This is a genomic window from Pseudomonas sp. Ma2-10 (assembly GCF_054330215.1).
Genome location: NZ_JBTEYL010000024.1, coordinates 55,544 through 74,813, shown reverse-complemented (window position 1 = coordinate 74,813; position 19,270 = coordinate 55,544). Strand labels below are relative to the sequence as shown.

General features: G+C 59.9%; 15 protein-coding genes and 5 pseudogenes. 9 read left to right on the top strand and 11 right to left on the bottom strand.

The window, feature by feature from the left end:
• Positions 1 to 114: 114 nt before the first annotated feature.
• A pseudogene (locus ACXPVS_RS22625) lies at positions 115 to 1,014 on the bottom strand (IS3 family transposase); the annotation flags it as partial.
• 74 nt (positions 1,015 to 1,088) lie between these two features.
• Here ACXPVS_RS22625 and ACXPVS_RS22620 point away from each other — a divergent pair.
• From ACXPVS_RS22620 to ACXPVS_RS22605, 4 genes and pseudogenes are all read left to right on the top strand, one after another.
• Positions 1,089 to 1,631 (top strand): annotated as a pseudogene (locus ACXPVS_RS22620) (IS110 family RNA-guided transposase); the annotation flags it as partial.
• Between the two features lie 297 nt (positions 1,632 to 1,928).
• Positions 1,929 to 3,098: an aromatic ring-hydroxylating oxygenase subunit alpha gene (locus tag ACXPVS_RS22615; RefSeq protein ID WP_458511876.1), complete on the top strand. Its 1,170-nt coding sequence runs from the start codon at positions 1,929 to 1,931 to the stop codon at positions 3,096 to 3,098.
• A gap of 146 nt (positions 3,099 to 3,244) precedes the next feature.
• Positions 3,245 to 4,906, top strand: coding sequence for a choline dehydrogenase (locus ACXPVS_RS22610; RefSeq protein ID WP_458511875.1), 1,662 nt, complete (start codon positions 3,245 to 3,247; stop codon positions 4,904 to 4,906).
• Positions 4,907 to 4,928: 22 nt separating this feature from the next.
• Positions 4,929 to 6,002, top strand: a complete 1,074-nt coding sequence (locus ACXPVS_RS22605) for a GlxA family transcriptional regulator (RefSeq protein WP_458511874.1) — start codon at positions 4,929 to 4,931, stop codon at positions 6,000 to 6,002.
• Positions 6,003 to 6,004: 2 nt separating this feature from the next.
• On the opposite strand, the gene ACXPVS_RS22600 is transcribed toward ACXPVS_RS22605, so the two are convergent.
• Entirely contained in the window at positions 6,005 to 6,733 is a 729-nt protein-coding gene (locus ACXPVS_RS22600) for a class II aldolase and adducin N-terminal domain-containing protein (RefSeq protein WP_458511873.1), read from the bottom strand.
• Positions 6,734 to 6,937: 204 nt separating this feature from the next.
• Here ACXPVS_RS22600 and ACXPVS_RS22595 point away from each other — a divergent pair, with 204 nt between their 5' ends.
• Positions 6,938 to 8,416 carry an aldehyde dehydrogenase family protein gene (locus ACXPVS_RS22595; RefSeq protein ID WP_458511872.1) on the top strand — a complete coding sequence of 493 codons (1,479 nt, stop codon included), beginning with the start codon at positions 6,938 to 6,940 and terminating at the stop codon, positions 8,414 to 8,416.
• A gap of 104 nt (positions 8,417 to 8,520) precedes the next feature.
• Positions 8,521 to 9,456, top strand: coding sequence for a choline ABC transporter substrate-binding protein (locus tag ACXPVS_RS22590; protein WP_458511871.1), 936 nt, complete (start codon positions 8,521 to 8,523; stop codon positions 9,454 to 9,456).
• Positions 9,457 to 9,651: 195 nt separating this feature from the next.
• Here ACXPVS_RS22590 and ACXPVS_RS22585 read toward each other — a convergent pair whose 3' ends face one another.
• Both ACXPVS_RS22585 and ACXPVS_RS22580 read right to left on the bottom strand, forming a co-directional pair.
• The gene (locus ACXPVS_RS22585) at positions 9,652 to 10,128 is read right to left on the bottom strand and encodes a cytochrome P460 family protein (protein WP_458511870.1); all 477 of its coding nucleotides are present in this window, start codon (positions 10,126 to 10,128) and stop codon (positions 9,652 to 9,654) included.
• Between the two features lie 10 nt (positions 10,129 to 10,138).
• Positions 10,139 to 10,372, bottom strand: a complete 234-nt coding sequence (locus ACXPVS_RS22580) for a thioredoxin family protein (protein WP_458511869.1) — start codon at positions 10,370 to 10,372, stop codon at positions 10,139 to 10,141.
• A 104-nt stretch (positions 10,373 to 10,476) separates the two neighbouring features.
• On the opposite strand from ACXPVS_RS22580, the gene ACXPVS_RS22575 reads away from it, so the two are divergent.
• Positions 10,477 to 11,049, top strand: a complete 573-nt coding sequence (locus tag ACXPVS_RS22575; RefSeq protein WP_458511868.1) for a MarR family winged helix-turn-helix transcriptional regulator — start codon at positions 10,477 to 10,479, stop codon at positions 11,047 to 11,049.
• Positions 11,050 to 11,509: 460 nt separating this feature from the next.
• Here the strand turns inward: ACXPVS_RS22575 and ACXPVS_RS22570 are convergent.
• A pseudogene (locus ACXPVS_RS22570) lies at positions 11,510 to 11,962 on the bottom strand (ATP-binding protein); the annotation flags it as partial.
• Between ACXPVS_RS22570 and ACXPVS_RS22565 the strand changes: the two are divergent.
• A pseudogene (locus ACXPVS_RS22565) lies at positions 11,962 to 12,363 on the top strand (IS21 family transposase); the annotation flags it as partial. The pseudogenes ACXPVS_RS22570 and ACXPVS_RS22565 sit on opposite strands and share 1 nt — an antisense overlap.
• A 22-nt stretch (positions 12,364 to 12,385) precedes the next feature.
• A pseudogene (locus ACXPVS_RS22560) lies at positions 12,386 to 12,739 on the top strand (ATP-binding protein); the annotation flags it as partial.
• Between the two features lie 40 nt (positions 12,740 to 12,779).
• Here the strand turns inward: ACXPVS_RS22560 and ACXPVS_RS22555 are convergent.
• From ACXPVS_RS22555 to ACXPVS_RS22530, 6 genes are all read right to left on the bottom strand, one after another.
• Positions 12,780 to 13,292 carry a hypothetical protein gene (locus ACXPVS_RS22555; protein WP_458511867.1) on the bottom strand — a complete coding sequence of 171 codons (513 nt, stop codon included), beginning with the start codon at positions 13,290 to 13,292 and terminating at the stop codon, positions 12,780 to 12,782.
• Between the two features lie 5 nt (positions 13,293 to 13,297).
• Complete coding sequence (locus ACXPVS_RS22550; RefSeq protein ID WP_458511866.1) at positions 13,298 to 14,017, bottom strand: NAD(P)H-dependent oxidoreductase; 720 nt, start codon at positions 14,015 to 14,017, stop codon at positions 13,298 to 13,300.
• Positions 14,018 to 14,026: 9 nt separating this feature from the next.
• The gene (locus tag ACXPVS_RS22545; RefSeq protein WP_458511865.1) at positions 14,027 to 15,688 is read right to left on the bottom strand and encodes an ABC transporter ATP-binding protein; all 1,662 of its coding nucleotides are present in this window, start codon (positions 15,686 to 15,688) and stop codon (positions 14,027 to 14,029) included.
• Between the two features lie 2 nt (positions 15,689 to 15,690).
• Entirely contained in the window at positions 15,691 to 16,518 is an 828-nt protein-coding gene (locus tag ACXPVS_RS22540) for an ABC transporter permease (protein ID WP_458511864.1), read from the bottom strand.
• 3 nt (positions 16,519 to 16,521) lie between these two features.
• Complete coding sequence (locus ACXPVS_RS22535) at positions 16,522 to 17,481, bottom strand: ABC transporter permease (protein WP_458511863.1); 960 nt, start codon at positions 17,479 to 17,481, stop codon at positions 16,522 to 16,524.
• A 69-nt stretch (positions 17,482 to 17,550) separates the two neighbouring features.
• The gene (locus ACXPVS_RS22530) at positions 17,551 to 19,152 is read right to left on the bottom strand and encodes an ABC transporter substrate-binding protein (protein WP_458511862.1); all 1,602 of its coding nucleotides are present in this window, start codon (positions 19,150 to 19,152) and stop codon (positions 17,551 to 17,553) included.
• Positions 19,153 to 19,270 lie beyond the last annotated feature (118 nt).

Here is a 19,270-nt window from a genome sequence, read left to right as displayed (position 1 = left end):
TTAATCAGTCAGGCTATACGTAGGATGCACTCGGCTTGGGTTGCGCGCCGATCGGCATTTGCCGGTTGGCGCTGTATCCGTCAGCTAACCTGATAAAGCTGTTTTCTGTAGTGGTCAACTGATCCCGGACAGAGCTTTAAGTTTTTCTTCAGTTTTCGCAGGAGACAAGCCATCGTTAAATTGGTGGGGCCAAATCCAGTTGTAGTGATGCATCAAGTATTGGCTGATGTCTCGCTGAGCTTGCTGGCTTGTCATGTAGCCAGTAGTTGGTATCCACTCTGTTTTCAAGCTGCGAAATACCCGCTCCATCGGCGCATTATCCCAGCAATTTCCTCGGCGGCTCATGCTCTGGCGCATGCGGTAGCGCCACAGCCGTTGGCGAAACTGGCGGCTCCCGTACTGCGATCCTTGATCCGAGTGAAACAGTAACCCTTGAGGCTTTCCACGTTGCTCGTAAGCCACGTCCAGTGCCTTGACCACTAGGTCTGCATCCGGCTTTGCGGATAAGGCCCAGCCAACCACTCGGCGGGCGTAAAGATCCATAACAACCGCAAGGTAGTGCCATTTTCCCTGTGCCCAGATGTAGGTGATGTCGCCGCACCAAACCTGGTTGGGCGCTTCGACATCAAACTCCCGGTTCAAGACATTTGGTATATCAAGCCGCTCGACTGTCGCCTTTTTATAGGCGTGTGATCCAGGCTGCTTGCTGACCAGTTCCAGTTCGCGCATCAGCCTGCGTACCTTGTACCGTCCAATTTGCTCACCTTTTTCTTGCATCATTAACATGATGCTTCGACTGCCCGGAGCACTTCGTCCCTGGGTGAACAACTCGTTCACTCGGCTACGTAGCCTGAGTCGCTCAACGTCTGGTGTTCGCCGCCTTAAACGATGCGCGTAGTACCCCGAGCGAGCGACCCCAAACGCCTCACACAAGCAGTCAACAGGCTCATGGATACTTAGCTGATTGATCAGCGCGTACGCTCGAGATCTTCCGACATCAAGAGCGCGGTAGCCTAATGAGATGGTCACCCCCGCACTCTGCGAGGGCTAAGCTTTCGCAGGGTGTTTTTATTTCGGAGACCATCACCATGAGCGATTTGGCACTGGTCGGTATCGACCTCGGCAAACACACGTTTCATCTGCATGGCCAGGATAAGCCCGGTCGAGAGCTGTTTCGCAAAAAACTCTCTCGACAGCAAATGATGAGGTTCTTCGCCAATCTGCCAGCCTGCACCGTGGTGATGGAAGCCTGCGCCGGAGCACATTTCGTTGCTCGCGAACTGACTACCATGGGGCATCAGGCCAAGCTGATTTCCCCGCAGTTCGTCCGCCCTTACGTCAAAGGCAACAAAAACGATTTTGTCGATGCCGAAGCCATCTGCGAAGCGGCATCACGCCCGTCCATGCGTTTCGTTTCACCCAAGACCGAAGCCCAGCAGACGCTTTCCGTTCTGCATCGCTTACGTGAGTCGCTGGTACGAGACCGCACCAAAACCGCCAACCAGATGCATGGTTTCTTGTTGGAGTTCGGGGTCAGCCTACCCAGAGGATTGGCCATCATGAAGCGCCTGCCCGTCATCCTGACCGAACATGAGCTACCTACTCGACTCATGACCCTATTGGATCGTTTGAGGGTGGCGTCGCGGTGTTGCACATCGACGACGACCAGGGCCGTGGCGCCAATATCAGAAAAATCGACCCCGGAATGGTCGCGGACAAGGCCTCAAAATCATTTTGTGGTGGGTGCATGGCAATCGCCGTTCGGCGTTGAAGTTTCGCTCATGATCCAATGGACTGCAGCCCCAACGCTTGATGCTTTCCCACGACAACTGGTCGCATTCCATCAATCCCACCCTCTCCCGGCGCCATAGATTAACTCCCAGAACAAGTTGCCGTGCCGTGCGGCCAGTCACTGTGGAGATCGCCCCATGCAAAGCTTCCAAACCCGCAAGCAGCAAAGCCCCATCGACGGTTGGGACCATCAGGACCCGGAAGAAGCCTTCACCCTGCCCTCGCGTTACTTCTTCGACGAGACCCTGTTCAAGGCCGAGCGCGACAACATTTTTATGCACGCCTGGCATGTGGCCGGACACGTCAGTGAGTTCGCCGAGCCGGGTCAGTACGTGGTGACGGATCTGTTCGACCAGAGCGTGGTGGTCGCAAAAAACCGTCAGGGTCAGATCCATGCTTTCCACAACGTTTGCCAGCATCGCGGCAATCGCCTGCTCGAAGAGCGTCGCGGCACCACCGGTGGCGTGGTGCGTTGCGCCTATCACTCGTGGTGCTACGAGATGGACGGCAGCCTGCGCAGCGCCCCCCGTTGCGAGAAGATGAAGAACTTCGAGTTGCAGCAGTTCAACATCCCACAGATCCGCACCGAAGAGCTGGGCGGGTTCATTTACTTCAACCTCGACCCGGCCGCGCCGTCGTTGCGGGAACTGTTCCCCGGTGCCGATGAGGAAATGCGTCGAGTGTTTCCAGACCTCGACTCCATGCACCTGATCGAGGAGCAAGACGTGATCGTGCCGGCCAACTGGAAGGTGATCATGGACAATTCCATCGAGGGTTATCACTTCAAGTTGTCCGGGCCGTGCCATATCGACCTCGCCAAACTGATCGACTTCAAGGGCTATCAGTTGACCAAACGCGACAACTGGTGGACCTACATCGCCCCGGCCAACCTCTCGGTGACCGAAGCCTACGGCGTACCGCTGAAAAGCCAGGTGAACCCTAACGAGTGCTTTTTCAACATCGGCATGTGGCCGAACAACACGTTCTATACCTTCCCGTTCTCGGAGTTTCTCGGCTCGTTCATCATGATTCCGCTGGACGCCGAACGCTCGCTGCTGCGCTTTGGTTACTACTCCACCAACGCCGAGACCGCTGCAGTCACCGAGTCCTGCATGAAGTGGATGAATGAGGATTTGGGACCGGAAGACATCGCGTTGAACATCTCGGTGCAGAAAGGCCTGCATTCCCTGGGCTACGACCAGGGGCGCTACATGATCGACGCCCAACGCAGCAATGAAAGCGAGCACCTGGTGCATCACTTCCATCGCCTGGTGTTCAACGGTATTCACGGGCCGTCCGCTACCTGAGCCAACACAGTTCCTGTGGGAGCGAGCCTGCTCGCGAAGGCAATTGATCATTCAACATTGATGCTGACTGACACGCCGCTTCCGCGAGCAGGCTCGCTCCCACAGGTTTTGTGTCGCGATCTTTAATTAATGGAGCACAGCGAACCATGGCCGAACATGAGTTTGATTACCTGATTGTGGGCGCAGGGTCTGCAGGCTGCGTGTTAGCTAACCGTTTGGGCGAAGACTCAAGCCTGCGGATTCTGCTGCTGGAAGCGGGCCCGGCGGACAAGAGCTGGACCATCGACATGCCGTCTGCGGTGGGCATCGTCGTCGGCGGCACGCGCTATAACTGGAGCTACAGATCCGAGCCGGAACCGTATCTGGATGGACGCCAGATCGGCACGCCGCGTGGCCGGACGCTGGGCGGTTCGTCGTCGATCAACGGCATGGTCTACATCCGTGGCCATGCGCGGGATTACGACGGTTGGGCCGAGCAAGGGTGCGAAGGCTGGAGTTATCAGGAAATTCTACCGTACTTTCAGCGGGCGCAAACCCATGCCGACGGCGCGGACGATTACCGAGGGGCGACCGGGCATCTGCATGTCACGCCTGGCAACACACAAACGCCGTTGTGTGCGGCATTTCTCGCGGCGGGTGCCGAAGCCGGGTATGGCTTGAGCAGTGACTTGAACGGCTATCGTCAGGAAGCGTTCGGGCCGGTGGATCGCACCACGCGTGCCGGGCGTCGCTGGAGTACGTCTCGGGGTTATCTCAGCGAGGCCCTGACTCGCGGCAATGTGCGGGTGGTGACAGACGCGTTGGCGTTACGAATTCTGTTCGACGGCCAGCGCGCCATCGGGATCGAGTACGAGCACAACGGAGAGGTTCATCAGGCCCACGCCCGGCGCGAAGTGATGCTGACCGCCGGGGCGATCAACTCGCCGCAGTTGTTGCTGCTGTCGGGCATCGGTCCGGCGGCCGAGTTACGAGAGTTGGGGATTAAGGTTGTACATGATCTGCCCGGCGTTGGCCGGCGGCTCAACGACCATCCGGACACTGTCGTGCAGTACCTGTGCAAGCAGCCCGTGTCGCTGTATCCATGGACAACAGCCCCTGGGAAATGGTGGATTGGTGCGCGCTGGTTCGTCACCCATGACGGAGTGGCGGCGAGTAATCATTTCGAAGCCGGGGCATTCATCCGTTCCCGGGCTGGCGTCGAACATCCCGATCTGCAACTGACCTTCATGCCGCTGGCGGTGAAACCCGGCAGCGTCGATCTGGTGCCTGGTCACGCCTTCCAGATCCATATCGACCTGATGCGCCCCACCAGTCTTGGCAGCGTCACGCTGAACAGCGACGACCCTCGACAGCCGCCGCGCATCCTGTTCAATTACCTGAAAACCGAGCAGGATCGAGCTGACATGCGCGCCGGTGCGCGGCTGGTGCGCGAGATCATCGAGCAACCGACCATGTCCGCGTTCAAAGGTGAAGAGTTAGTCCCAGGCCCCGATGCTCAGAGCGACGAAGCGCTGGATGCCTGGGCCAGACAGGTCACGGAAACCGGCTACCATGCCAGCGGCACTTGCAAGATGGGACCGGCCTTTGATCCAGAAGCGGTGGTCGATCCGCAGTTGCGAGTGCATGGACTCGACGGCTTGCGGGTGGTGGACGCCTCGATCATGCCGGTGATCGTCAGCGGCAACACCAATGCACCGACGGTGATGATTGCGGAAAAGGCCAGCGACATGATTCGCGGATTGACGCCCCTGCCGCCCTCTGATGCACCGGCGTGGATACATCCGCAGTGGCAGACACAGCAACGATGATGTTTGAACGCAGAGATGACTCATGAGCAATCAACCGTCCGACAACGCAACGCCCCCCGAAACCCGCTTCACCTGGCGGCGCGGCGATGTCGCGCCGTTGCGGGTCGCGGCGCTGCTGTTGCCGTCGTTTTCCAACTTCGGCCTCGCGGCCGTGCTGGAACCGTTGGCCATTGCCAACTGGCTGACCCAGCGCCAACTGTTTGAGTGGACGCTGTTATCGCTGGATGGTGAACCGGTGCAGGCCAGCAATGGCCTGAGCACCGTGGCCAATGAGGGTCTGCGCGCCGATCAGGGTTTCGATGTGTGCCTGGTGATCGCCAGTTTTGACGTGCACAAACACAGCCGCAACCTGGCGCTCAAGAGCTGGCTGCGCAAGCAGGCGTTGTTCGGTGCGGTGCTGATGGGTGTGGAAACCGGCACCGAATTGCTCGCAGCGGCCGGTGTACTCGACGGTTATGAAGCGGCCGTGCACTGGGACAATCTTCAGGGCTTTCAGGAGAGCTACCCCCGCGTTCACGCCAAGCCGCAGCTCTATACGCTTGAGCGTCAGCGCATGACCTGCGCCGGTGCAACCACGACGCTGGACATGCTGCTCGGCTGGATCGGCCAAAGCATCGACAGCGATCTGGCACGGGAAATCGGCATGCACCTGCTGATGGGCCGCGTGCGTGCCCCGGCGGACAATCAACTGGATGGCGGCCTGACCAACACAGGCTTGTACGGCAGCAAGATTCGCCGTGCGGTGCAGTTGATGGAGAAGGCGTTGGAAGAACCGCTCGATTGCGAGGCGATTGCCAGCCAGGTCGGCCTCTCGCGGCGGCAACTGGAGCGGCAGTTCAAGCATCAGACCGGCCTGTCGCCGCTCAAGTACTACATCACTTTACGCCTGGCCAAGGCCCACAGCCTGCTGCAGCAAACTCGCCTGAGCGTGGCGCAAGTGGCGGCGTGTTCAGGGTTTGGTTCACTGGAGCACTTTTCGCGCACCTACCGTGCCCGTTTCGGTTGCCCGCCCAGCGAAGACCGCAGCCAGGTCTGGACCGCCCCGGTGATGCGCCAGCCGCTGCGCAAGGAGCATCGGCCAGCCGAGGCGGATTGATCTCACAACCGGTAGTCCGCCTCATCCTCGTCCAGAATGCCCATCAGCGCGTTGAAATGCTTGTCGGCGAAACCTGGGTAATCGAGCCATTGCCGGCAGGTCTTGCGGGCGATTTCATCACTGGCGATGCGCAACTCGCGGCCGGTGGACAGCGCGGTGATGTACGTCTCGCAGGCCCGTTCGAAGTAGTACAGATCATCGAACGCCTGGGCGATGGTCGGCGCCGCCACCAGCAGGCCATGGTTGCCCATCAACAGAATCGGTTTGTCTCCCAGCAGATGACTGACGCGCTCGGCTTCGTCTCCCAAGCCCATGCCATCGAAGCCATCGTCGATGACCACCCGCTCAAAAAATCGCATGGCGTTCTGCTCGATCGGCGGCAGCCGCGAATCCGTCAGGCAGGCCAGCGCCGTCGCGTACTTGGAATGCGTGTGCAGGATGCAACGGGCGTGCGGCTGGTTGCGATGCAAGGCGCTGTGCAGGGCCCAGGCGGTGATGTCCGGTGCGTCCGGGCGGTCCAGGCTCGCAGGGTCATCGGCATTCATCAGCAGCAAGTCGCTGGCCTTGATTCGCGAGAAATGCTTGCCATACGGATTGATCAAAAATTCCCGCCCGTCATCCGACACCGCCACGCTGAAGTGATTGGCAATGGACTCGTGCAGGTTCAGCCGTGCCGCCCAGCGAAAGACACAGGCCAGGTGGGTTCTCAGTTGCTCGACAGGTTGATTCATCGCGTCCTCCACAGTTCGTTTAACCGGATGTTTGGCAGTGTAGAGAGATGCCTTGTGCGCACTTGACGGGAAACGACATTGGCTGCCGTTATCTCGCGGCTTGGCCTTCGTGGAAAAACGGCGTGGTTATGCCGCGTTTGATCAAGAGCAGCGTTGCCGCCACCGCCATAGTGAGCGCCACAACCCACTTGGCTGGAGACGCAAATGCTGCAGATTCCGTTGTTCATCGCAGGTTGTTGGCAGGCGCCGCAAGCGGCGCGCTACCGCGACGTCATCAACCCCGCAACCGAAGAAGTGCTGGCGCAAGTAGCCGTGGCCGGTCCTATCGATGCGCAACGAGCGATCAGTGCGGCACGCGAGGCCTTCGATAAAGGACCATGGCCGGCGATAGCCGTGACCGAGCGTGCACAGCTCATGCAGCGAATTGCCGATTTGATCGAACGGGACGCCCATCACCTGGCCCGCCTGGAAACCCTCAACGCCGGCAAAACCCTCGGCGAAAGCCTCGGCGATGTCGGTAACGTGGTGGCGACGTTCCGCTATTACGCGGCGCTGCTGGAAACCGAAAGCCCCAGCGTCAACAGCCACGCCCCGGCCCATGTCATCAGTTTCAACCAACGTGAACCGGTGGGCGTGTGTGCTTTGATCGCGCCATGGAACTATCCGCTGCTGCAAGCCGTGTGGAAGATCGCCCCGGCCCTGGCCGCTGGCAACACCGTGGTGTTGAAACCCAGTAGCCTGACGCCGATGACGGCCCATCGCTTGACCGAGTTACTCGCCGAAGCAGACCTTCCGGCCGGCGTGTTCAACCTGCTCTGCGGTCCGGGTGAAGTCGGTGAATTGCTCGCGGCCAGCGATGATGTGGACCTGGTGTCGCTGACCGGTGGCGCGGGGGCCGGCGGCAAAGTGATGCGTGCGGCCACCGGCAATTTCAAACGGGTGGCGCTGGAATTGGGCGGCAAGAATCCGAACATCGTGTTCGCCGATGCCGACTTTGAAGTGGCGCTGGATCAGGCGCTGAACGCGGTATTTTTCAATGCTGGGCAAATCTGTTCCGCCGGTTCCCGGTTGCTGGTGGAGGACGGGATTCACGATCGATTTGTCGAGGCCTTGCAGCGACGGATTCTGAACATTCGGCTGGGTGATGGCCTCGACCCGCTCACACAAATGGGTCCACTGATTTCTGCAGCCCAGCGCGACCAGATCCTCACGATGATTGCCGGTGCCGTCGAACAAGGCGCGACCTTGTTGGCCGGCGGGACGATTCCCGAGCAGTTTGAACGCGGCTTCTGGCTGCGGCCAACCTTGCTCGGCAACGTCACGGCCGAGATGCACATCGCCCGGGAAGAAATTTTCGGTCCGGTGATCACCGTCGAGCGCTTCAGTGGCGAAGCCCAAGCGCTGCGTCTGGCCAATGACACGCCTTACGGCCTGGCCGGCGGGGTCTGGACCCAGGACATTGGCAAGGCGTATCGCATGGCCAAACGACTGCGCGTCGGCACCTTGTGGATCAATGACTACAACGCGGCGTTTCCACAAGCGCCGTGGGGTGGTTACAAGTCCAGCGGCATCGGCCGCGAACTGTCGCGGGCCGGGCTGGATGAGTTCACCGAGCTCAAGCACATCTACTTCAATACCGAACCGGCGGCGCTGAATTGGTTTGGTGTCGATCAACCGGGCTGAGGTGCCGGGTTCATCGTGTTCAAGCAGGTTTTTGCGCCACCCATAACAACAGATCCTGATCGCCCCAAAACCGCTGCCAGCGCTTACCTTCGAGGAGTTGATCCATGAAAGCCTTGCTATTGCTTGTGTCCCTCAGCCTGCCGTTACTCGCCCAGGCAGCGGAACCGGAATCCTGCGCTACGGTGCGTTTTTCCGATGTCGGCTGGACCGACATCACCGTCACTACAGCCGTCGCCAGCGAAGTACTCGAGTCCCTGGGCTACACCACCAAAACCACGCTGCTGTCGATTCCCGTGACCTACCGTGCACTGTCATCCGGCAAAGAGCTCGACGTGTTCCTCGGAAACTGGATGCCCACCACCGAAAACGACATCAAGCCCTACCGAGACGCCGGCACCGTGGAAACCGTACGCGCCAACCTCCATGGTGCTAAATACACCCTGGCAGTGCCTGATTACGTGTACGACGCCGGGTTGCACGATTTTGCCGACATCGCCAGATTCAAGGACAAACTCAACGGCCAGCTCTACGGCATCGAACCTGGCAACGACGGTAACCGCCTGATCCAAAGCATGATCGACAAGGACGCGTTCGGCTTGAAGGGTTTCAAAATCGTCGAATCCAGCGAAGCAGCCATGCTCTCGCAACTCAAACGCGCCACCCGCAGAAACGAATGGATGGTGTTCCTCGGCTGGGAACCGCACCCGATGAACACCCGCAACAAGATGAAGTACCTCAGCGGCGGCGATGACTACTTCGGCCCGAATTTCGGTCAGGCGACGGTCTACACCAACGTGCGTAAGGACTACCTCAATGAATGCAGCAACGTCGGGAAACTGCTGCAGAACATGGAGTTCAGTCTGGCCATGGAGAACCAGTTGATGGACTCAGTGTTGAACCAGAGCCAGAAACCGAGGGCGGCGGCCAAGGCGTGGCTGAAGGCTAATCCGGCGGTACTGGAAGCATGGTTGGTGGGGGTTAGCAGTCGAGATGGGAAGGATGGATTAACGGTGGCCAGCGCCAGATTGGCCAACCAATAACCCTCGCCGAGCCCTTTGCGGTAGCGGGTCAGCAAGGTCGGTGAGTCCGATCGATATCCTCCGGTGTAGAGGCTCTCTCAGATACATAGCCCATTCTCAAATCGTGACTAAACCCTTGCCGGTGGATATCTGGCTAACGAAACATTGACTCACTTGCCAGTCCGGTTTCATCGCGAAACTGTCGATGGTTCTCCCTCAGTCACGCAAACGGCTGAACACGTAGTCGTGATCCTTTTGCGAGGTATGGCAGGCAAAGCAGGCGGTCGTCGCGTTGGTCCGCACGACGCGATTGGCTTTGTCACCGCCGCCGAAGCCTTCAAACCCCCAACCCTGCGTCGCACTGAACTTCTTCGCATCCTTGTGCATGACGCCCACCACCTTGCGCGCTCCTTCGGTCACGGCGTTGTCGGCCCGCTGTGCCTCAAGCAAGTCGAAAACGATGATCGCCCCATCCGGGAACTTGCCTGATCGATAACCTTCCATCGCTTTCTTGTTGGCGTACAGGTGATGGATGCCGCCGAAGGCTTCGAACAGCGGATGTCCCTGCTCAATGACCATACTCTTGACGTGATGCCAGTCGCGGTAGCCCGTCGGGTACGGCACCTGTGCATCGGCCGCCAGGACAGGATGGATGAGGGTTGCCATTGCCAGTGCTGCGAGTAAGCGCTTCATGGTTGCCTCATTACTTCAGGTCCGCGAGCGCGGCGCCGAAGTTGATGTGGAACGGTTGGCCGTCGATGACCAGCGCAGGTACCGACTTCACACCAAAACCCTCCGCCTGGGCGATGCGCCCTTTCTGCTCACCGAGGTGCACCACTTCAACCTGATAGCGTGCCGGGTCGAGTGCTCTGGCGAACTGCTGTTCTGCGGACACGCACACCGGGCAACCGGCGTGAAAAAAAAGGGCTGTGCTCATGTTCGACTCCTTTAACGATGGCTTTAATGTATCGACTCGATGCGTATTTGGAAGTAGAGTTCGCTACATCCATCTTGTCAAATTGAGGCAGCACATTTATCACCATGAATACTGTTTCCCTGCTTATCGAGCGCCTTGGGGCGTTGATCCAACAGTCCGTGCGCGAGGACGCCGCGCGTCATGGGCTGCTTCCAATCCATATCCAGATATTGCACTACCTCGCACAGGCCAACCGCTATAGCGATCTTCCGATTGCCATTGCCGATTACTTTGGCATCACGCGCGGGACGGTCTCACAGACACTTGCGGTATTGGAGCGCAAAGAGCTGCTGACAAAGGAGCCTGATGCTCGTCACGGCAAGCGCCTGCATCTGAAGTTGACGCCAGCGGGGGTGGCGGTGCTGGACCAGAGTTGGGCCGAGCGCGTAGAGCAGACGCTGCATGCGCAGCCACATGACACCGCGATGCTCGATGAGACACTGCGCAGCCTGTTGACCGCTCTACAACGGCTCAACGGACAGCGTGCGTTCGGCGTATGTCGGCAGTGCGTTCACTTTCTCATCGAAAAAGATGGAGCACGCTGCGGCCTGACCGGTGAGCCACTGGCCACGGAGCAAACGGTACGCCTCTGCCGGGAATGGACCGCGCCGATACCTCAGCCACTTCATAACGTTTGAGGCACAGACCGCCTATGACTTGATGGCGATTTATGCGGAGCTCAGTGAAATAATGACAAACAATTCATAGTTCCGCAGATAAACATAAGTCAACTGAGCCGTTTACATGTAATCAACCCAGCACTCGAAAAAGGAGTCCTCCATGCCTGAAGGTTTCAAGTCCGACCCCGTTGCGGTTTATGCCGTAAAGCATCCTGATGCTCAGCTGCCGATCTAGCGAATTCAGGACCGGCATTTTGTTCATCATCCAGCCCGCCACCCGGATAAAACCATTTGCCGGGTGACCGGGACGATGGTTGCGCTGGACTCACTGCGAGTAATGGACGATACCTTGGTGATGGGCAAGATACAGGGCAACGAATACGTGCTTGGCGATGGCTGCGCATTCCACGCCATCCGGCCACCCGTTCCACGCTCATCCGGCCAGGCAGTCGGAGCGCAGCGACGCAGGTTTGCATTGTTAGTCTGAAGTCCCTGTTGCCGTCAATTTCGTTGCGCGTCTGCGCATCGATTCGCCCTTCAGTTCGATCCGATAAGCGTTGTGCACCAGCCGGTCGAGGATTGCATCGCCCAAGGTCGGGTCGCCGATCAGCGCATGCCATTTATCCACCGGCATCTGGCTGGTCACCAGAGTCGAGCGGTTGCCATAGCGGTCATCCAGCAGCTCAAGCATGTCGCGCCGTTGCGCAGCGGTAAACGGCGCCAAGCCCCAGTCCAGGATCAGCAGGTCGGTCTTGGCGTAGCCGGCCATCAGCTTGGCGAAGCGCCCGTCGCCGTGGGCCAGTGCGCAGGCGAGCCAGGTTTTGCCTACGCCCGTCGGGCCGCCGATGATCAGGTTCAGGCCGTCGCGCAGCCATTGGCCGCTGCCCAGTTGCAGGATCAGGGACTTGTCCAGGCCGCGCGGGCTGCGGTAGCCATTTGCGCTCGCCCCACAAGGGCCGTCACACCACCCAGACCGAGCACATGCCCAAGAGCCACCGTGAGCATGCCGAATGGACGCCGCAACGGCTGATCCACTGGGCCGATCAAGCCGGGCCGAACACCGCTGGCGTTATCGCCCACATCCTCGAACGCCGAATCCACCCGCAGCACGGCTTCCGCGCCTGCCTGGACATCCTGTGCCTGAGCAAACACCACGGCGAAGAGCGGCTGGAAGCCACTTGCCAGCGTGCGCTGGCACTGGGCGCATGCAGTTACAAAAGCCTCGAATCGATCCTGCGCCAAGGGCTAGAACGACTGCCGCTGGCCCAGCAAAACCTGCCGTTGCTGCCCGACGAGCACATCAACCTACGCGGCCCCGGCTACTACCACTGACTGAAAAAGGAGCACGAAGAAGCTGCCCAATCCGACACTCGACAAGCTGCAAATCCTACGACTGCACGGAATGATCAAGGCGCTGAGCGAGCAACACGCAACGCCCGATATCAATGACCTGAGCTTCGATGAACGACTCGGCCTGATGGTCGACCGCGAGCTGACCGAGCGCGAAAACGCCCGCCTGAGCACTCGACTCAAAGCCGCCCGACCGCGTCATAACGCTTGTCTGGAAGACATCGACTACCGCAGCCCGCGTGGCCTGGACAAGGCCTTGATCCTGCAACTGGGCAGCGGCCAATGGCTGCGCGACGGTCTGAATTTGATCATCGGCGGCCCGACTGGTGTAGGCAAAACCTGGCTCGCTTGCGCGCTGGTGTTCGCACCGACGACGAATTGACCCACTGGCCGAGATGTCACTGACCCAGCCAGATTCCTTGCGAACTATAGTCTGTGCTGGTTTTGTTTCGCTTGGAGATGGGGCAATTCGGCGTCGGCGTCAACACTGCACCACCACCTTGACGGTGCCGCACTTTCTGCTGGCCCACATAATCGTCTCGCAAACTGGCATGATCGGCATGATCGGGGAGTTGACGCCTTTGCGCATCACCAAGCATACCCCTCTGCAGGTCTTCGACCCACTGATTGAGGTCGAGGGCTTTACCGTCTCCCAAGTCTGGCACTAACGCCTGCACGCCGCGACGGCCCATAAATGGCTGCTGGCAGAAATCAACCAGGTGGTCAAGGAGATTACCCAAGAGCTGGGGCAGCACAGAGCAGCCGCTGCGTTGCCGTAAGCTTGAGCCAGGGAGAGACAATCGTACGCCAAGCATCGCAAGCCAGACGGGTATAGAAACCCACGACGATCGCTGTAGCGAAGCTGGCAGCTGATTGGCGGTGGCGGCCATGAGAATGGCTTCTTTGCGCAAGCGACTCAGCCAGCCACCCGCTGGCCGGGCAACGGATAAAGCGCATCATCGAACTGCGACAAGCGAGGAAACTCAATGGGTTGGTCGTCGACGATGTTTTCCAGGCGTTGCTGATAGCAATGCAGGAAGTCCTTGCGAGCATCGTCGCTGATGTACGGTACATGCCAGGCCACGAACGGCTCCAGTACCTCGAATCCGACATAGGCCAGGGTGCCGCGCAGGATCGGCCGCAGCATGTCTTCCAGCGGGCCATGAATCGCACCCTCGCCAAACATGTGCTCGCGTCCGCCCAAGGTCACCGTCACCAGCGCCTGCTTGCCACTGAGACCGCCCTGGTCGTAGAAGCGCTTGCCGCCGTAGCAGACTCCCGATACCAGTACCCGGTCGATCCAGCCCTTGAGTATGGCCGGCGCCGAGAACCAAAAAATCGGAAAGTTGAGGATCAGTAGGTCGGCCCACAGCAGCTTGTCCAGTTCTTGCTGGATATCCGCCGCCAGCGACTGGCTTTTAACGCCCAGACGCTGCTCCAGGGCATAGACCAGATAGTGCGGATTCTCCCGTGAGGAGAAGTCCTCGGCGCTGGCCACCGGGTTCCAGTTCATTGCATACAGGTCACTGACCTGCACTTCATGCCCTTGGGTCTTCAAGGTTTCTACCGCTTGATCGCGCAGGGCGGCGGTGAAAGAGTTTGGTTCGGGATGGGCGTGGACAATCAGTACTTTCATGGTAATTCCTTAGACGTTTTCAAGCTTGGAAGGCGTAAGTTGGCCTGCGCGCTGGGCGAGCAGGTGATCCAACCAGTCAGGGTCCATTTCCGGTTCGGATGAAAACAGCAGGCCGGTGTAGTCCTGATGCGGCGGGGTGAAGATCGCGCTGCGAGAACCGTGGTCGACCACCCTTCCGCGCTGCATCACCACCACCTCATCGGCAATCGCCCGAACGGTGGCGACATCGTGGGTAATGAACAGGTAAGCAACGCCGAGCTGCTGCTGAATACGATTGAGTAACTTCAGAACGCCCTCGGCCACCAGTTGATCGAGCGCCGAGGTCACTTCGTCGCAAATGATCAACTGCGGATTGGCCGCCAGCGCCCGGGCAATGCAGATGCGTTGCTTCTGCCCGCCGGACAACTCACGGGGCTGACGCTCCATGAACGTCGCCGGATCCAGTTCGATCATCTCCAGCAACTCGGCCACTCGCGCGCGCAGGGCCTTGCCCTTCAGGCCGAGGTAAAACGTCAATGGTCGACCGATGATGTCGACAATCCGCTGACGAGGATTCAAGGCAGTGTCCGGGATCTGGTAGATCATCTGGACCCGTCGCAACTGCTCCTTGCTGCGCTGACGGAAGTCCGCCGGCAGGGGTTCGCCGCCATACAGCACCTGACCGGAAGTCGGTTGCAGCAGGCCGGTAATCAACCGCGCCGTCGAACTCTTGCCACTACCAGACTCACCAATCACGGCCAGGGTCTGGCCGCGATACAGGCTCAGCGAAACATCGTGTAGTACCGGCTGATGACCGTAGCTGGCGCAGGCCTGGCGCAGCTCCAGCAACGGCACTTCCTGTTGCGGGCACGGCTTGGGCTCGGTGCGAAAGCTGCGCACCGCCCACAGTGACTTGGTGTAGTCCTCCTGCGGGTCACGAAGCATTTGGCGAGTCTCGGCTTCCTCCACCAGCTTGCCGTGGCGCAGCACCATGATCCGATCGGCCATTTGCGCGACAACGGCCAGGTCATGGCTGATATAGATCGCCGCACTGCCGAATTGCGCGACCGCGTCGCGAATCGCCGCCAGCACTTCGATCTGGGTGGTGACGTCGAGGGCCGTGGTCGGTTCGTCGAAGATGATCAGGTCCGGATGGCAGGCCATGGCCATGGCGGTCATCACCCGTTGCAGTTGCCCGCCCGACACCTGATGCGGATAACGTTGACCGATCTGCTCGGGATTGGGCAGGCGCAACACGCGGTACAGCTCCACCGCTTCGGCTTCGGCCTGAGCGCGGCTGACACCGCCATTGTTGACCGCCGTTTCCACGTGTTGATCGATCAGCCGATGCGCCGGGTTGAACGATGCCGCGGCACTTTGCGCCACGTAGGCGATGCGCAGGCCTCGCAGTTTGCGCAGGGTTTCGGGCTTGGCCTGCAACAGTTCCATACCGTCGAAGCGCACCGAGCCGCCGGTAATCTTGCAGCCGTCACGGGCATAGCCCATGGCCGCCAGGCCCAGGGTCGACTTACCGGCACCCGACTCGCCGATCAGGCCCAGCACCTCGCCGCGTTGCAGGGTCAGGTCGATGCCTTTGATCAGGGGATGCCAGGCGTCTTCGTAATGACCTTCGATATGCAGGTCACGGATTTCCAGCAGCGGCTGGTCGTTGTTGCGCGATGGTTGGTGCATGTTCAGCACTCCTTGAGGCCGCTGGATTTGTGCAGCATCCAGTCGACGACGAAGTTGACGCTTACCGTAATCAACGCCACCGCCAGAGCCGGCAGCAGCGGGCTGACGTCGCCGAAGGTGATCAGCACCGCGTTGTCCCGGACCATGCTGCCCCAGTCGGCAGTCGGTGGCTGAATGCCCAGGCCGAGGAATGACAGCGCACTGATAAACAGGAAGACGAAACAGAAACGCAGGCCGAATTCGGCAATCAGCGGTGCGGCGGCGTTGGGCAACACTTCGCGGGTCACCAGCCACCACAAGCCCTCGCCCCGCAGCCGCGCCGCCTCGACGAAGTCTTGAACCTCCACGTTCATGGCCACTGCCCGTGACAGACGAAACACCCGGGTGGCATCCAGCAATGCGATCACCAGCACCAGGGAGGTGGCCGTGGTGCCGACCACACTGAGAATCAGCAAGGCGAAGATCAGTTGCGGAATGGCCATCAGGATGTCGACTACTCGCGACAAGCCTTGATCGACCCAACCGCCCTTGATCGCCGCGATCAAGCCGCTCAAGCCACCGAGCAGAAACGCCAGCACGGTGGTGAGAAAGGCGATGCCCAAGGTGTTGCGGGCGCCATACACCAGCCGGCTGAACATATCGCGACCGAGGTTGTCGGTGCCCAGCAGAAACTGCCCGCTCCAGGGCGCAAAGCCCTCGCCGACCACTTCGGTTTCGCCATAGGGCGCCAGTACCGGGGCGAACAGCGCCACCAGGATGTAAACAACGATGACCAGAATCCCGAACTTCGCACTCAGCGGTGCCCGGGCCAGTTCTTTGAGCAGGCTCATGTTCTACCCCTTCGGATGCATCAGGCGTGGGTTGCTGGCGATGGACAGTACATCGGCCGTGGTATTGAGCAGGATGTAGGTCGCGGCAAAGATCAGGCTGCAGGCCTGGACCACCGGAATGTCGCGTTTGGCCACCGAGTCCACCAGCAACTGACCAAGGCCCGGATAAACGAACACCACCTCGACCACCACCACACCGACCACCAGGTACGCGAGGTTCAACGCCACCACGTTGACGATCGGCGCCAGCGCGTTGGGCAAGGCATGGCGGAAGATGATCCGCGACTGGCTGATGCCCTTGAGCCGGGCCATTTCGATATAGGGGCTGGCCAGCAAGTTGATCAAGGACGCGCGGGTCATGCGCATCATCTGCGCGATTACCACCAGGCTCAGGGTCGCCACCGGCAAGACCGAGCGTTCCAGCACCGTGCCGAAGGACGCATCCGGCGCCAGATTGGAGATGCTCGGAAACCAGTCGAGCTTCACCGCAAACAGCAGAATCAGCAGGTAGGCGACGAAAAACTCCGGGAACGACACCGCACTCAGTGCCGAGGTATTGAGCAGGCGGTCGAACCAGCTGTTGCGATACAAGGCCGCGAGCATCCCCAGCACCAGCGCCAACGGCACCGACACCAGCGCCGCCAATGCCGCCAGACTGAGGGTGTTGCCCAACCGCGCGCCGATCAACTCGGCGATCGGCCGCTGGTTGGCCAGCGAGACCCCGAGGTCACCTTGCAGCAACTGCCAGATCCACTGCACGAAGCGAGTAAACGGTGGCAGATCCAGCCCTAACTGGGCACGGAAGGCCGCCACGGTTTCGGCCGTCGCCGACTGGCCAAGCATGGCCTGGGCGATATCGCCTGGCAGCATGCCGACCGCCATAAAAATAATCACCGACACCGCAAACAACGACAACAGGCCCAGGGCCAGGCGCTGCAACAGCAGCTTGAAAATACTATTCACCGCAGGATCCTCCGAGATGGCGCAGGGATCGCCGACCTGCGCGCAGGTCGGCCATCAACGATCAGATGCTCAGGCTTGCCACCAGCGCTCGATGACCCGCAGACCATCCAGTTCGCCGTAAGGCGCGGTGAGCTCGCCATGACTGACGCGCTTCGAACGGGCGGCCACGGAGCTGGCGAACAACGGCACAATCGCCCCGCCATCGTCACGACACAGCGCCTGCATTTCGTTGTACATCTCGCGGCGCAGCGGATCGTTCATCTCGCCCCGGGCGGCGTTCAGCAGCTGATTGAAGCGTCCGTTGTCCCAATGGGTTTCGTTCCAGGCAGCGCCCTTGGCGTAACCGATGCTGAACATGCGGTCGGCGGTCAGGCTGCTGTACCAGAATGAAGTAGTGAAGGGTTGCTTCATCCAGACGTTGGAGAAGAAGCCGTCCGCCGGCTCGCGCACCACATCGATATCGATCCCGGCCTGGCGCGCCTGCTCCTTGAACAACACCGAGGCGTCCACCGCACCGGTATAAGCAGCGTCGGACGCTTGCAGGCGGACCTTGAGCGACTCGACGCCAGCCTTGCGCAGGTGGAAACGCGACTTGTCCGGGTCATAGCTGCGCTGCTCCAGCGCGGTATTGATAAAACGGCTGCCGGGCTGGATCGGATGATCGTTGCCGACCAGGCCATAGCCGTGCAGCACCAAGGCCAACAAGGTTTCACGGTTGACGGCGTGTTTCATCGCCAGGCGGATGTCGTTGTTCTTGAAGTCCTGGCTGTCGCACAGCATCGGGAAGGTGTAGTGCTGCGCGCCTTTGGTTTCCTCGATCACCAGATTCGGATTGCGCTTGAGCAGCGCCACGGTTTTCAGGTCGACCTTGTTGATCACATCGACCTGCCCGGTCACCAGCGCATTGATCCGCGCCGCGCCGTCGGCAATGCCGATCAATTCGGCGCTGGCGAAATGCGCCCGGCCTGGTTTCCAGTAATCGGGGCTGCGTTCCAGTGCCATGCGCACGCCCGGATCGAATGCCTTGAGGCGATAACCGCCGGTGCCAACGCCTGCTCGCCAATCGGCAACACCGTCCTTGCTCGGCATGATCACCAAGTGGTAATCGGCCACCACATAGGAGAAGTCGGCGTTACCCGAATGCAGCTCGAAGACCACTGCATCAGCGCCCTGTGCGTGCACCTGGGCGACATCCCCAAGGACGGTCTTGGCCGCCGAGGTGGATTTCTCTCCCAGGTGGTGATTGATCGACGCTACGACGTCTTCGACGGTCAAGCTCTTGCCGTTGTGGAAGGTCACGCCCTGGCGCAGTTTGAAGGTCCAGATCCGCGCATCCGGCGACGACTCCCAGCTCTCGGCGAGCTCGGGAATCGCCGTGCCATCCACGGCAATTTCGCTCAGGGTGTTGTACACCGCCGAGAAGCCGACGAAGGTGAACGTATCGCTCCAGGAACCCGGGTCCAGCGAGTCGGTGGTGCTGCCACCCGCCAGGCCAAGGCGCAGCACGCCGCCCGGCTTGGGCGTGGCTTCCTGGGCGAAGGCTCCGAACGGTAGACCCAGAGAAAACGCAGCGGCCACCAGGCCGGCGGCGGCGCTGCCTTTGAGGAAATCCCGACGAGGAAGATTGCAGTCATGAATTGCGTGAGTAATCTTGTTTTTGTTATCGCTCATTGCATTGCCCCTGAACAGTTGCAGAGAAAATGATTCGAAGGTCCTACCGAAGCTGCTAGTATTCATAATTGTTACCGTAACAAATACATTAACGACTTCACAACGTAAATTCCATGCC